The sequence below is a fragment of the Rhodoferax sp. genome (assembly GCF_011391645.1).
Classification (GTDB): Bacteria; Pseudomonadota; Gammaproteobacteria; order Burkholderiales; family Burkholderiaceae_C; genus Rhodoferax.
In genome coordinates, this window is the sequence record NZ_JAABQC010000006.1 from 1 (window position 1) to 14673 (window position 14673).

The 14673-nt window shown below is 60.9% G+C and carries 11 protein-coding genes; 6 read left to right on the plus strand and 5 right to left on the minus strand.

The annotated features are described in order from the left end of the window. Positions 1–245: 245 nt before the first annotated feature. From GPS82_RS01620 to gyrA, 5 genes are read right to left on the minus strand one after another with little or no spacing between them, the layout of a single operon-like run. On the minus strand, positions 246–2243 hold the full coding sequence (locus GPS82_RS01620; protein WP_296490388.1) for a bifunctional 3-phosphoshikimate 1-carboxyvinyltransferase/cytidylate kinase: 1998 nt from the start codon (positions 2241–2243) through the stop codon (positions 246–248). After that, the gene (locus tag GPS82_RS01625; RefSeq protein WP_296490390.1) at positions 2237–3124 is read right to left on the minus strand and encodes a prephenate dehydrogenase/arogenate dehydrogenase family protein; all 888 of its coding nucleotides are present in this window, start codon (positions 3122–3124) and stop codon (positions 2237–2239) included. Before GPS82_RS01625 ends, GPS82_RS01620 begins: the two co-directional genes overlap by 7 nt. 2 nt (positions 3125–3126) lie before the next feature. Continuing rightward, the gene (gene pheA / locus GPS82_RS01630; protein WP_296490393.1) at positions 3127–4209 is read right to left on the minus strand and encodes a prephenate dehydratase; all 1083 of its coding nucleotides are present in this window, start codon (positions 4207–4209) and stop codon (positions 3127–3129) included. Between the two features lie 59 nt (positions 4210–4268). After that, positions 4269–5369, minus strand: coding sequence for a 3-phosphoserine/phosphohydroxythreonine transaminase (gene serC, locus GPS82_RS01635; protein WP_296490395.1), 1101 nt, complete (start codon positions 5367–5369; stop codon positions 4269–4271). Then, positions 5344–7977, minus strand: a complete 2634-nt coding sequence (gene gyrA / locus GPS82_RS01640) for a DNA gyrase subunit A (protein ID WP_296490397.1) — start codon at positions 7975–7977, stop codon at positions 5344–5346. The genes serC and gyrA overlap by 26 nt, the downstream gene beginning before the upstream one ends. Before the next feature lie 245 nt (positions 7978–8222). On the opposite strand from gyrA, the gene ompA reads away from it, so the two are divergent. The 6 genes from ompA (at position 8223) to GPS82_RS01670 (ending at position 14441) form a co-directional block, all read left to right on the plus strand. Continuing rightward, the gene (ompA, locus tag GPS82_RS01645) at positions 8223–8942 is read left to right on the plus strand and encodes an outer membrane protein OmpA (RefSeq protein WP_296490398.1); all 720 of its coding nucleotides are present in this window, start codon (positions 8223–8225) and stop codon (positions 8940–8942) included. A 337-nt stretch (positions 8943–9279) separates the two neighbouring features. Further along, positions 9280–10701, plus strand: a complete 1422-nt coding sequence (locus GPS82_RS01650) for a bifunctional enoyl-CoA hydratase/phosphate acetyltransferase (protein WP_296490400.1) — start codon at positions 9280–9282, stop codon at positions 10699–10701. Positions 10702–10712: 11 nt separating this feature from the next. Continuing rightward, a complete protein-coding gene (locus tag GPS82_RS01655; protein WP_296490401.1) occupies positions 10713–11897 on the plus strand; it encodes an acetate/propionate family kinase in 1185 nt (394 codons plus the stop codon). A gap of 63 nt (positions 11898–11960) precedes the next feature. Beyond that, positions 11961–12731 (plus strand): 16S rRNA pseudouridine(516) synthase, encoded by a 771-nt coding sequence (locus tag GPS82_RS01660; protein WP_296490403.1) that lies wholly within the window; start codon positions 11961–11963, stop codon positions 12729–12731. Continuing rightward, a complete protein-coding gene (locus GPS82_RS01665) occupies positions 12728–13636 on the plus strand; it encodes an EI24 domain-containing protein (RefSeq protein WP_296490405.1) in 909 nt (302 codons plus the stop codon). Before GPS82_RS01660 ends, GPS82_RS01665 begins: the two co-directional genes overlap by 4 nt. Continuing rightward, positions 13593–14441: a molybdopterin-binding protein gene (locus tag GPS82_RS01670; protein WP_296490406.1), complete on the plus strand. Its 849-nt coding sequence runs from the start codon at positions 13593–13595 to the stop codon at positions 14439–14441. Before GPS82_RS01665 ends, GPS82_RS01670 begins: the two co-directional genes overlap by 44 nt. Positions 14442–14673 lie beyond the last annotated feature (232 nt).

A 14673-nucleotide genomic window follows, 5' to 3' on the forward strand; every position in this document is an offset into this window, starting at 1 on the left:
ACAACCACAAAGCTGTGTTCAATACGAACCACTTCGGCAGTGATTACTTCGCCCGTGCGCATCTCAGTGCGTTGCAGGGACTCTTCAAACAGGTCGGCAAAAGATTCAGACATTTTCGGTGCGGTAATGAAAACCGCGGGGTTAAGTTTTTTGAACCTCATTCGCAGTGCGCCAATGCAGCGCGAGGGGGCAAATGAGGACCTGTGCATTGGCCTGAGCCTTTGCGTTTTCGCCCTTGAGAAAGATCAGAAGGGCTGCTTGCCTTGCCACCAGTTCAACACCAGAAGAACCGATTCTTCAATCGATAAACCTGAGTTGTCGAGCAGCTTGGCATTCGTTGCCGGCTTGAGTGGCGCGACGCTTCGGGACGAATCCCGCGCGTCACGCGCATCCAGGTCAGCGCGAAGAGCGTCGAGTGTAGTTGATTTCTCTTTTGAAATCAACTGTTTAAACCGCCGTTGCGCGCGTTGTTCGGCGCTGGCGGTTAAAAATACCTTGAGCGGCGCCTCGGGAAAGATCACGGTGCCCATGTCGCGGCCATCGGCCACCAGGCCTGGCAGGCGGCGAAAACCGTGCTGCAAATCGACCAGCGCGGCGCGCACCTTGGGCAGGGCGGAGACTTTGGATGCACTCATGCCGGCGGCTTCGGTGCGAATGGCCTCACAAACGTCCTCGCCATTGAGCAGTACCTGGTCACCCTTGAATTCAATGCACAGACCTTGGGCCAACTCGGCAATGGCTGCTTCGCCGGAGGCATCCAGCGGCAGACCGGCCCGCGTGGCAGCCAGCGCGGAGATGCGGTAGAGCGCGCCCGAATCCAGCAGGTGGTAACCCAACTGGCCGGCCAGATGTGCTGCCAGTGTGCCTTTGCCCGACGCGGTGGGGCCATCGACGCAAATGACGGGAATTTTGGCCGGGTCGGCCTGCACCAGCGAGAAAAGCGCCTCAAAAAAGTCGGGGAAGGTCTTGGCAACACACTTTGGGTCTTCAATGCGCACTGGCAGGCCTGCCGGGTTGAAAGCGGCCAGCGCAAAACACATGGCCACGCGATGGTCGTCGTAAGTGTGGATGCTGGCGGCCTTCCAGTCGGCCGGGCTGGCAGGTGGCGTGACCTGGATAAAGTCAGCCCCCTCAACCACGGTGGCGCCGAGCTTGCGCAGTTCACACGCCATGGCGGCAATGCGGTCGGTTTCCTTGACGCGCCAACTGGCAATATTGCGCAGTGTGGTGGTGCCCTGCGCATACAAGGCCATCACGGCCAGGGTCATGGCGGCGTCGGGAATATGGTTGCAGTCGAGCTCAATGGCGGTGAGCGGCCAGGCGCCGCGCGACACTTCCAGCCAGTTGGGGCCGCTCAGCACCCGGGCGCCCATCATTTGGGCGGCCTCGATGAAGCGGATGTCGCCCTGAATCGAATCGGCGCCCAACCCTTCGATGCGGATGCCGCTGTGACCCTTGTCTGCGGGCGCGATGGCACCCAGGGCGATGAAATAACTGGCAGACGACGCATCGGCTTCGACAAACAGGGTGCCTGGCGACTGGTACCGGCTACCTGCCGGAATGGTGAAACGCTGCCAGCCGTCGCGGCGCACCTGAATGCCAAAGCGCGCCAGCAGGTTCAGCGTGATCTCGATGTAAGGCCGGGAGATCAGTTCACCCACGACGTCGATCACGATGTCTTGTCGGGCCACCAGCGGCAACGCCATCAGCAGGGCAGTCAGGAACTGGCTGGAGACGTCGCCGCGCACCCGGATTGGAGCGCCGAGCTTTAAATCAGGCTGGCCAATGTGCAGCGGCGGGAAGCCGTCGTGGCCGGTGTAGTCGATCTGGCAACCGAGTAGGCGCAGCGCATCCACCAGGTCGCCAATCGGGCGCTCGTGCATGCGTGGCACACCGCTCAGGTGGTAGCTGCCACCCATCAGGGCCAGCGCCGCGGTAAGCGGCCGGATGGCGGTGCCGGCGTTGCCCATGAACAGCTTGGCTTGACTGAGTTTGGGTGTTCCGGCCAGTCCGTCAATGACCACGGTGTTGCCGCTCTGCTCGATGTCGCAGCCCAGCGCGCGCAGGGCTGCCAGCATGATCCGGGTGTCGTCGGAATCCAGCACGTCATGCAAGGTGGTGCGACCCTGGGTCAGGGCGGCCAGCAGCAACACCCGGTTCGAAATACTCTTGGAACCTGGCAAGGTGATGGTGCCGCCAGCGGATTGCAGGGGCGGCAGGTCGATGAAGGCGGTGTTCAGCATGCTTGCCTGGGGTTGTGATGTTGCTTGAGATGCCATTGGCTGCGCGCCGCGCTGGCCTGTTCGATCAGGGCCTGCAGCGCCGCACCATCACCTTCCTGCATCAGGCGCTCGAAAGCCTGCAATTGCGCCTGAAAGTATTGGCTTTGGGCCAGCAACTGCTGCCGGTTGGTCAGCAGGATGTCGCGCCAGACCTTGGGGTCGCTGGCGGCAATGCGGGTGAAGTCGCGAAAGCCGGGACCGGCCAGCGACAAAAATTCTTCCCCCTGCGGCTGACCGGTGACGGCGTTCATCATCGCAAATGCCAGCAGGTGCGGCAAGTGGCTGACTGCTGCAAAAGCGGCGTCATGGGCCTCTGGCGCCATGTTCACGACCTTGCAATCCAGCGCTTGCCAAAGATCCTGCGCTTGCTGGCGCTGCTTGTCCAAGGTCTCGGTCGTGGGCGTCAGAATCACCTGACAGCCCTGGTACAGCCTGGCGTCGGCGTGCTCCACACCCGCCTTTTCTTTCCCGGCAATCGGGTGGGTCGGCACAAATGAGCCGATCTGTCCACCCAGCGCGCGCCGGGCAGCCGCCAGCACATCACTTTTGGTGGAGCCCACATCCATGATCAGCATCTGCGGCGTGACCGCGGGCTGAATCGCCTGCAGGGTGGCCTCGGTGGCGGAAACCGGCACGGCCACCAGCACGATGTCGGCACCGGTGGCTGCCTGCCCGGGCGAGGCGGCCGCCTCGTCGATGACGCCGAGTTGCAGGGCTTTCTGCAGGGTCGTGGTCGACGGACTGAACCCGACCACGCGTTGCACCAGCCCGGCATCTTTAAGCGCCAGCGCAAATGAGCCGCCCATCAGGCCGCAGCCGATCAAGCCGAGTCGTTCAAACATGCTCAGTCTGCCACCGGGTAAGTGCCCAGCACTTTGTAGAACGCGCACAGTCCGCGCAATTCTTCCAGCGCGGCGGCCACATGGGGCTGGCTGGGGTGGCCTTGCAGGTCGATGTAAAAGTAGTATTCCCACTGGCCCGAGCGCGCTGGCCGTGACTCGAACCGGGTCATGGACACGCCGTGTTTCTTCAGCGGCACCAGCAGGTCATGCACGGCCCCGGGCCGGTTGGTGACCGAGACGATCAGGCTGACGCAGTCATTGCCGGTGGCCTGCGGCGCGGCCAGCGTCTGCGGCAGGCAGATGATGGCAAATCGGGTGCGGTTGAAGGCGTCGTCCTGGATCGCATAAGAGGCAATGTGCAGGCCAAATTCACTGCCGGCGCGTTCGCTGGCAATGGCCGCCCAGGCCGGGTTGGTGGCGGCGATGCGGGCACCCTCGGCGTTGCTGGCGGCAGCGCGCCGCTCGGCGTGGGGCAGGTGGGTGGTGAGCCAGTCCTGGCACTGCGCCAGCGCCTGCGGGTGGGCATAAACGGCCTCGATGTCGTGCAGCGAGGGCTCCAGGCGCAGCAGATTGTGGCGCACCAGAAAGCTGGTTTCTCCAATGATGTGCAAGGGCGAGTTGAGCAGCAAATCGAGTGAACGCGAGATCACGCCCTCCGATGAGTTTTCAATCGGCACCACGCCAAATTCGGCGCTGCCGGCGGCTGTGGCGCGAAACACCTCGTCGATGCTGACGCACAACACGCGTGACATGCTGCCGCCAAAGAACTGGATCGCCGCCTGCTCGCTGAAGGTGCCCGCCGGCCCCAGGTAGGCCACCCGCTGCGGCGCTTCCAAGGCGCGGCAAGCCGACATGATTTCCCGCCAGATCAGGCTCAGGCTGTGGTCCTTGAGCGGTCCGCCGTTGTGCGCCTGCAAATTGGCGATGACCTGGGCCTCGCGGTCCGGGCGGAACACCGCCGAGCCGTCCAGGCGCTTGATTTCGCCCACCTCATGGGCCAGGCCAGCGCGCTGGTTGAGCAGGCGTAGCAACTCCTGGTCAAGGGCATCAATCTGGGTGCGCAGTTCTGGAAGGGTTTTTGCCATGGACCGGTTCAAGTAAAAGAGTAAGTGTCTTTGCGCGTGCAATGTGGCAAGCGGGGGTTTTAGCCGCGCCGGGCTTCAAAGTCCCGCATATAAGCCACCAGTGCCTGCACGCCTGCGAGCGGCATGGCGTTGTAAATGCTGGCACGCATGCCGCCCACCGATTTGTGGCCCTTGAGTTGCAGCAGGCCACACTCGCGAGCGCCGCTGAGAAAGGCGTCGTTGAGGCTTTCATCGCGCAGGTAAAACGGCACGTTCATGCGTGAGCGGCAGTCACGGGCCACCCGGTTTTGATACAGCCCGGAGCTGTCAATGGCGTGGTAAAGCAGTTCGGCCTTGGCAATATTGCGGGCTTCAACGGCCGCAATGCCGCCCTGGCGCTTGAGCCACTGGAACACCAACCCGGCCATGTAGATCGAATAGGTTGGCGGGGTGTTGTACATCGAATCGTTGTCGGCCACGGTGCGGTAGTTGAAGGCGCTGGGGCAAATCGGCAGGGCGCGGTCAAGCAGGTCTTCGCGCACCACCACCAGTGTCAGGCCGGCGGGCCCCAGGTTTTTCTGGGCACCGCCAAAGGCCAGCCCGACGCGCGACCAGTCCACCGTGCGCGAGGCCACGTGCGACGAGAAGTCCAGCACCAGCGGCGCCTCGCAGCCCAGGGCCTTCAGATCGGGCAGGGCGTGGTATTCGACACCGTTGATGGTCTCGTTGCTGCAGATGTGCACATAAGCCGGTTTGTCGCTGAGCTGCCAACTGGCAGGATCGGCCAGCGAGGTGTGGCCATTGCCCCGGGTGTGGGCCGCCTCATGGGCAGTGCAGTATTTGGCGGCTTCAGCAAGTGACTTCTGGCTCCAGCTGCCGGTCACCACAAAGTCGGCCGTCTGGCCTTTTGACAGGTTGAGCGGCACGATGGCGTTTTCAGCCAGACCACCGCCCTGCATGAAAAGCAGTTTGAAATGCGCGGGCACCGCCAGCAATTCACGCAGATCAGCCAGGGCCTGTTCATGGATGGCGCCAAATTCCTTGCCCCGGTGGCTCATTTCCATCACGCCCATGCCGCTGCCGTGCCAGTCGAGCATCTCGGCGGCAGCCTGACTCAGCACCTCATCGGGCATGACGGCCGGGCCGGCAGAAAAGTTATACGGGCGCATCGGTGTCGTCATCGGTGGCCTCGTCTGCTGGTGGGATGGCATCGTTTTCCACAATGCGCTGCAGGCCGCTCAACTGCGAGCCGTCATCCAGCCCAATCAGCGTCACGCCCTGGGTGGCGCGACCCAGTTCGCGGATTTCAGAGACGCGGGTGCGCACCAGCACGCCCCGGTCGGTGATCAGCATGATTTCGTCGTCAGCATGCACCAGCGTGGCAGCCACCACCTTGCCGTTGCGTTCACTCTGTTGGATGGCAATCATGCCCTTGGTGCCGCGCCCGTGGCGGGTGTATTCTGCAATGCTGGTGCGCTTGCCATAGCCGTTCTGGGTGGCGGTCAGCACGCTTTGCGTTTCGTCTTCGGCCACCAGCATGGCGATCACGCTCTGGCCTTCTTCGAGCATCATGCCGCGCACACCGCGCGCCTGGCGGCCCATCGGGCGCACATCGTTTTCATCAAAGCGCACGGCTTTGCCGCCATCACTGAACAGCATCACGTCGTGCTGGCCGTCGGTCAGCGCGGCCCCAATCAGATAGTCGCCCTCGTCCAGATCGACGGCAATGATGCCGGCCTTGCGCGGGTTGGAAAACTCAACCAGTGCAGTCTTCTTGACCGTGCCCATGCTGGTGGCCATGAAAACATAATGGTCGGCTGGGAATGTGCGTTTTTCGCCGGTCAGCGGCAGTACCACGGTGACTTTTTCGCCGTCCTGCAGCGGGAACATGTTGACAATCGGGCGACCGCGTGAGCCGCGCGAGCCCTGCGGCACTTCCCACACCTTGAGCCAGTACATGCGGCCGCGGTTGCTGAAGCACAGGATGTAGTCGTGCGTGTTGGCAATAAAAAGCTGGTCCACCCAGTCGTCTTCTTTTGTGGCGGTGGCCTGCTTGCCACGGCCGCCCCGCTTCTGTGCCCGGTACTCGCTTAACGGCTGGCTCTTGATGTAGCCGCTGTGGCTCAGCGTGACCACCATGTCGGTTGGCGTGATCAGGTCTTCGGTCGACAGGTCAAACGAGCTATGCTCCACCAGGCTGCGACGCGCCCCCAACTTGGTCTGGCCAAATTCGGTTTTGATGGCGGTGAGTTCGTCGCTGATGATGATCGACACGCGCTCGGGACGGGCCAGAATGTCGAGCAGGTCATCAATCTCGGCCATCACTTCTTTGTACTCGGCCACGATCTTGTCCTGCTCCAGGCCGGTCAGGCGTTGCAGGCGCATCTGCAGGATTTCCTGCGCCTGCGTTTCTGACAGGCGGTACAGGCCATCGTTGCCCATGCCGTATTGCGGCTCCAGCCCGTCCGGACGGTAGCTATCGGCATTGATGACGCCACCGTCGGCGCGCGTGCGGGTGAGCATCTCGCGCACCAATTTGCTGTCCCAGGGGCGGCTCATCAACTCAAGCTTGGCCACAGGAGGCGTGGGCGACTCGCGGATGATCCGGATGAAGTCGTCAATATTGGCCAAAGCCACGGCCAGGCCTTCCAGCACATGACCGCGTTCGCGCGCCTTGCGCAGCGTGAACACGGTGCGGCGCGTCACCACTTCGCGGCGGTGCTGCAAAAAGACCTCGATCAGGTCCTTCAGGTTGCACAACTTGGGTTGACCGTTGATCAGCGCCACCATGTTCATGCCAAAGGTGTCCTGCAACTGGGTTTGTTTGTACAGGTTGTTCAGCACCACCTCAGGCACTTCACCGCGCTTGAGTTCAATCACCAGGCGCATGCCCGACTTGTCGGACTCGTCCTGAATGTGGCTGATACCCTCGATTTTTTTCTCATGCACCAGTTCGGCCATGCGCTCCTGTAGCGTCTTTTTATTGACCTGGTAGGGCAGCTCGTCGACGATGATGGACTGGCGCTGGCCTTTGTCGATGTCTTCAAAGTGGCACTTGGCGCGCATCACCACACGGCCACGGCCGGTGCGGTAACCGTCCTTGACCCCGTTGATGCCATAAATAATGCCGGCGGTGGGGAAGTCGGGCGCCGGGATGATTTCCATCAGCTCGTCAATCGAGGCTTGCGGGTTGCGCAGCAGGTGCAGGCAGGCGTCCACCACTTCGTTCAGGTTGTGTGGCGGAATATTGGTGGCCATGCCCACGGCAATACCGCCCGAGCCATTCACCAGCAAATTGGGCAGGCGCGTGGGTAGCACCAGCGGCTCTTTTTCAGAGCCATCGTAGTTGGGACCGAAGTCAACGGTTTCCTTGTCCAGATCTGCCAACAGTTCATGAGCGATTTTGGCCAGACGGATTTCGGTGTAACGCATGGCAGCCGCGTTGTCGCCGTCGACCGAACCGAAATTGCCCTGCCCGTCGACCAGCATATGGCGCATGGAGAAGTCTTGCGCCATGCGAACAATGGTGTCGTACACCGACTGGTCACCATGCGGGTGGTACTTACCAATGACATCACCAACGATACGAGCAGACTTCTTATAGGCCTTGTTCCAGTCGTTGTTGAGCTCGTGCATGGCAAACAACACGCGCCGGTGTACCGGCTTGAGACCGTCACGCGCATCAGGCAGGGCCCGCCCGACGATCACGCTCATGGCGTAATCCAGGTAGCTGCGACGCATCTCGTCGGCAAGACTGGTGGGCAGGGTTTCTTTGGCGAACTGGGTCATGGGAAAGGCTTGAGGCGAAGCAAGATCTGAGTTAGCTCGCGATTTTAAGCTGCGAAAATGTGGCTCCGGCGCAACGAACCATTTGAAAAATTTAGTTCAACAGCCTTTGTCATGCGCTCTGTGCGCCAGCACACCAACGCCCCAATTCGTTGTGGCACAATTGATTCAACGTTTGAAGTGATAGGCATTTTGAGCGTCTTATTTACTTAACGCAGCGCGGCTGTGATCTTTCCCTTAGGAGAACCATGATGAAATTTAACAATATTGCAGTGCTGTTCGCAGCAGTAGCTTTTGCCCTGCCCATGGCTTCGAGTGCTCAAAACACGCAGCCGTTTCCGGCCAAGCCTATCGCCAGCCCCACCGCTGATGACTTCAAGTACGCAACCGGCGAAAACCAGTGGCGCTCAGCTGACGGCAAACCCGTCATGAACGGTACCAACGAACTCTGCTGGCGCAATGCGTTCTGGACACCAGCCACCGCCTACCCAGGCTGCGACGGTTCCATCCTCAAACCCCTGCCTGTCGTTGCTCCGGCACCCGCTCGAGCACCGGTTGCTGTCGCACCCGCTCCAGCACCTGCGCCAGCACCCGCGCCAGCTCCAATGGCACCCGCCAAGGTGACTTACGCCGCTGACGCGTTCTTTGACTTCGACAAGTCTGTGCTCAAGCCCGAAGGCAAAGCCAAGCTGGACGAACTGGTTGCCAAAACCAAGGACATCAACCTTGAAGTCGTGATTGCAGTTGGTCACACTGATGCTGTCGGTTCCGACGGTTACAACCAAAAGCTGTCAGTGCGCCGTTCAGAAGCCGTCAAGGCATACCTTGAGTCCAAGGGCATCGAAAAGAACCGCATTTACACCGAAGGCAAAGGCGAAGCGCAGCCAGTGGCTGACAACAAGACCAGCGATGGTCGCGCCAAGAACCGCCGCGTTGAAATTGAAGTCGTGGGTACTCGTGCCAAGTAATTGGTTCATGTCCTAGCGTTTCAATCGCAATAAAAAGACCCGCTTCGGCGGGTTTTTTTATTGCTGCTCGCAACAGGCAGCCCCATGCCAGTGCGTGAAGTCGGTGAAGCTGTCCAAAATATTCACGCAAGCCATCCTGCTCTGTGCGTCGCCCACAACGGCTCAACCGCATCGGGGCTCGTCGGTCTCCTGTTTCATACTGGGTAACCGCCTCCCTGCCGCATTACGGCAACAGCGCAATGAAGTTTTAAGCCTGCCATCCAAGTTTGAGCTATAGGGTTTACCCTAAAATACAGGGTTGGCATCGACCTAATTTTTTTCTTGAACCTGGATCACTATGAATTTGTCTCTGGATAACGAGTTGATTGAAAACTACACCTTCTCCGAGATCAAACTCGGGCAAAGTGCCCGCCTGCTGCGCACTTTGACTCTAGAAGATATCCACGCATTCGCCGCCGTGTCAGGTGACACCAATCCGGCTCACATGGACTCCGTCTATGCCAGCGAAAGCCTGTTTCACGGTGTGATTGCCCACGGCATGTGGAGTGGGGCGCTGATTTCAGCCTTGTTGGGAACCCAGTTTCCTGGTCCTGGCACCATTTACCAGGACCAGGCGCTGCACTTTGTCAAGCCGGTCCGAGTGGGTGACACGCTGACCGTGACCGTGACCGTGACCGCGTTAAATTCAGAAAACAAGAGTGTGGAGCTTGATTGCCGGGTTTTCAACCAGCGCGGTGAAATGGTGCTGAATGGTCTTGCCAAAGTGTTGGCACCCACCACCAAAGTGCGACTGCCACGCGTGATGGCGCCACAGATTCAATTGTTTGATCCACAGTCGCGCTTCAACCAGTTGCTGGCGCTCGGCGAAAAGCTCGAAGCGGTGCGTTGCGCTGTGGTGCACCCGTGCGACGCAGGGTCTCTCAGCGGGGCGATGGATTCAGCCCGCTATGGCTTGATCGTGCCAGTGCTGATCGGCCCCGAGGTGCGTATCCGCCACGTGGCCGAAGAGGCGGGCATCGATTTGACCGGCGTTGAAATCCTGTCTGTGCCGCACAGCCATGCGGCAGCCGAAAAAGCGGCTGAAATGGCAGCCGCCTGGGATGTGGAGATGCTTATGAAGGGCAGTCTGCACACCGACGAGCTGATTCACGCGGTGCTGGCCAGGCCGCAACTGCGGACCGGTCGGCGCATGTCGCATGTGTTCCGCTTCGATGTGCCGCTCTACCACAAGCCTTTGCTCATCACCGATGCTGCGCTCAACATTCACCCCACCCTGAAAGAGAAGGTGGACATCATTCAGAACGCCATCGACTTCGCCCGTGTTTTGGGGGTGGCAGAACCCAAGGTTGCCATTTTGTCCGCGGTGGAAATGGTCAACTCCAATATTCCCTCCACGCTGGATGCCGCAGCCCTTTGCAAAATGGCCGAGCGCGGGCAGATCACCGGCGGCGTGCTCGACGGGCCGCTGGCCTTTGACAATGCCATCTCGATGCAGGCAGCGCAAATCAAGAACATTGAATCGGTGGTTGCCGGCCATGCCGACATCCTTGCCGTGCCTGATCTGGAAAGTGGCAACATGCTGGCCAAGCAGCTGGAATACCTGGCGGGCGCCAGCGGTTCCGGCATCGTGCTGGGCGCCCGGGTGCCCATTGCCCTGACCAGCCGCGCCGATGGTCCCTCGAACCGGGTGGCTTCGGCACTGCTCGCCCTGCTGGTCGCGCACAATTCGCGCCGCGACCACCCGCGTCCGGTCTGGTAAGGAACGCAGCCATGGCAATCTTGTCAGTCAACGCGGGCTCGTCAACCCTTAAATTCTCCCTCTACCCACTGGCGCAGCAGCAGGTTCAGCCGCAGATGCTCAACGGCAGCATCGACGGCCTTGAGCCCGGCGGTTTGCCTGAAATGCGCTGGACTTTCCAGGGTCAGAGTCACAGCCGCAAGCTCGACCTGGGAGACGACCAGATCTTTGCCCGAGCCCTGTTGAGCCTGCACGAACTGCTTGCTGCAACGCCGGGCATGCCCGTCATGCAGGCTGTGGTGCACCGGGTGGTGCATGGCGGCGCGCGCTACCGCGCCAGCGTGGTGGTCACCGACGCCGTGCTGGCGGACCTGACGCAACTCATTTCGCTGGCGCCCTTGCACCAACCCGCCAATCTGGAAGGCATACGCGCCTTTTCGCAGGCTTTTGCCGGCTTGCCGCAAGTGGCATGTTTTGACACTGCTTTCCATGCCACTTTGCCCGAGGTTGATTACCGCTTTGCCTTGCCGGAAGCGCTGCACCAGCAGGGCCTGCGCCGTTACGGTTTTCATGGGTTGTCATACCAGTATGTGATGGGTGTGCTGCAGCAAGGCAGTGCCAACGGCAACGGCCGGGTACTGATGGCGCACCTTGGCAATGGTGCCAGTCTCTGCGCGGCCCAGGCCGGCCAGAGTTGCGCGACCAGCATGGGTTTCTCGGCGCTTGACGGCCTGATGATGGGTACCCGTCCGGGGTCGCTGGACTCAGGCGTCCTGCTGTATCTGGTTGAGCAGGGCTGGGACCACGACCGTCTGGTAAAGCTGCTGTACAAGCAAAGCGGTCTGCTCGGTGTGTCGGGGGTGTCGGCTGACATGCGGCGCCTGAGGGCAGACACTTCGCCTGCTGCCAAATTGGCGGTGGACATGTTTACCTACCGGGTGGCGCGTGAAAGCGGGGCGCTTGTCGCCTGCCTGCAAGGGCTTGATGTGCTTGCCTTCAGCGGCGGCATTGGCGAGCATGACGTGGCCCTGCGTGCCGAACTTGGGCAGCGCATGGCGTGGCTTGGGGTGCAGATCGACCCGCTGCGCAATGCCCACGCCACCGCCGACCAGGTGATGTCGATCCACGCGCCAGGCAGTGCCGTCGAAGTCTGGGTGGTTCCCACCGATGAAGGTGTTGTGGCGGCGCGTGAAGCGGCGCGACTACTGCGCGCTTGAGGCCTGGCCTGCGCTGCCGAACACCGGGCGCAGCGGCGCGCCGTACTTTGCGATACTCGGCGCATGCAGCTTCAAGATATTCTTTATTCCCAGGGCTTTGGCACCCGGCGCGTCTGCGCAGGGCTGATCCAGCAGGGGCTCGTCCAGGTTTATGAACCGGGTGAGCCGCCGACTTTAGCCAGATGTGTTCAGTCGACGGCTGAATTCGAGGCAAAAGGTCTGCGCTTTCAGGTGCAGGGGGCAGACTGGCCCTACGCCGAAAGGGCTTACATCATGCTCCACAAACCGGCTGCCACCGAATGCTCGCAAAAGCCGTCCACTTACCCCAGTATCTACACCCTGCTGCCATCGCCCTTGCGTTTGCGGCCGCAAAAAGGCGCTGTGCAGGGCGTGCAGGCGGTGGGCCGGCTTGACCAGGACACCACCGGCTTGCTGCTGCTCACCGACGACGGCAAGTTCATCCACCGCATGAGTTCGCCGCGCCACCATGTGCCCAAGGTCTATGAGGTCACAGTCAAACACCCGCTCGATACGCGCCAGGTCAGCCAGTTGCTGGCCGGTGTGGTGCTCGACGACGACCCCAAGCCGGTGCGCGCCGCAGCCTGCGAGGCCGTATCTGAATTCCATCTGCGCCTGACGCTCACCGAGGGCAAATACCACCAGGTCAAACGCATGGTGGCCGCGGTGAGTAATCGTGTCGAGGCCCTGCATCGCTCCCAGATCGGCGGGCTGCGTTTGCCTGACGACCTGGCGCCCGGCCAATGGCGCTGGCTCGGTCAGGCGGACCTCGCCAGCATCGCGGGCGAGCCCGCTGAGGTATGCTCAGACCAATGAGGCTCCTGTTTGATTCCTTCTGGCGTGCAGTGGCTTACGGCCTGAAGCCCCGGGTCGTGGCGCTGTCGTTTTTACCGCTGCTTCTCATCACCGGCCTTGCCATGGGCCTGGGTTACTTTTACTGGGACGGGGTGCTGACGTCGGTGCGGCTGTGGCTGGAAACGTCGACGCTGGTGACCAGCATTTCTGGCTGGTTGCAAAGCTTTGGCATGGGTAACCTGAAAGTGGTGCTGGCACCCCTGATCGTGATTGTTGTGGTGACACCGGTGATTGTGGTGTTTTCGCTGCTGGTGGTCGCGCTCATGATGACCCCGGCACTCACCGCTCTGGTGGCCAAAAACCGGTTTCCTGCACTCGAACGCAAACGCGGCGGCTCGCTGCTCGCCAGCCTTGGCTGGTCGCTGGTGTCCACCCTGCTGGCGCTGCTGGCGCTGGTGGTGTCGGTGCCGCTGTGGCTGATTCCACCCCTGATCCTGATCTTGCCGCCACTCATCTGGGGCTGGCTCACCTACCGGGTCATGGCTTTCGACGCGCTGGCCGAACATGCCAGCAGTGAGGAGCGGCGTGAGATTTTTCGCCGCCACCGGCTCAGCCTGCTCGGTATCGGCCTGTTTTGCGGCTACCTGGGTGCAGCCCCGAGCCTGATCTGGGCATCGGGCGTGCTGTTTGTTGCCGCCTTTGTGGTGCTGGTACCGGTTGCCATCTGGCTTTACACGATGGTGTTTGCACTGGCCTCGTTGTGGTTTGCGCACTATTGCCTGGCTGCCTTGCAGGCGCTACGAAACGAACGCGCAGTTGCCGCTGCTGCGCCAGTGCCACCCGACGCCATGACGTTTGATCCTTTAACCCCTATCCTGAGTCATGAACCCGACCCCATCGATCCATCCCAACCTGTCCGGAAGTGACCCGGCGCCAGACTTTGGCCTGATCATCATCGGCGACGAAATTCTGTCGGGCAAGCGTGTCGACAAGCATTTGCCCAAGGTGATCGAGTTGCTCAAGGCGCGCAGCCTGCCCCTGGCCTGGGCGGAGTATGTGGGTGACGACCCGGAGCGCATCACCGCCGCCTTACAGCGCGCTTTTGCGTCGGGTGACGTGGTCTTTTCCACCGGCGGAATTGGTGCCACGCCAGACGACCATACCCGCCAGTGCGCCGCGCGCGCGTTGGGCGTGGAACTGGCGCTGCACACGCAGGCCAAGGCACTGATCGAACAACGCATGCAAGACACGGCGCTGGAGCAAGGCAAACCGTATGACCCCAGCCAGGCTGACAATTTGCACCGCCTCAACATGGGTGTTTTTCCGCAGGGCGCGCAGATCATTCCCAACCCGTACAACAAGATTCCCGGTTTCAGTTGTGGCAACGTTCACTTCGTCCCGGGGTTTCCCGTCATGGCCTGGCCCATGATTGCGTGGGTGCTTGACACCCATTACGCGGCGTTTTTGGGCAAAAATGGCTGGCTGGAGCGTTCGGTGATCGTTTTTGGTGCCATGGAAGCAACCTTGACGCCACTGATGGAATCCATTGAGCGCGACTTTGCCGGTATCAAGGTGTTCAGCCTTCCCAGTGTCGACCATCCGGACTATGGCCGCCACATTGAGCTTGGCGTCAAAGGAGTGCCCGATGACGTGACCCCTGCCTTTGCGGCATTGGTGGACGGGTTGGCACCCTTTGGGGTCAAGCTTGGCCCTGAAATGGTGCGCCGCTGACTTTTTGATCCTGATTGTTGTTTTTTGCACCCATTCAGTGCATTTGTGTTGAGTCGATGTGACATGTAAGGGTCTCAATTCGCATACCCTGGCGTCTGTCCCATTTGAAAGTGTCAAAACTCAAGGCAAAATATGCCTCATGACGGATCTGCTCGAAAAGCGACGGGTCTGGCACAGAACCTGCATTCCCAAGCTCAAACCCCTTTTTAACAACTATTCTTTTGGAGTAATC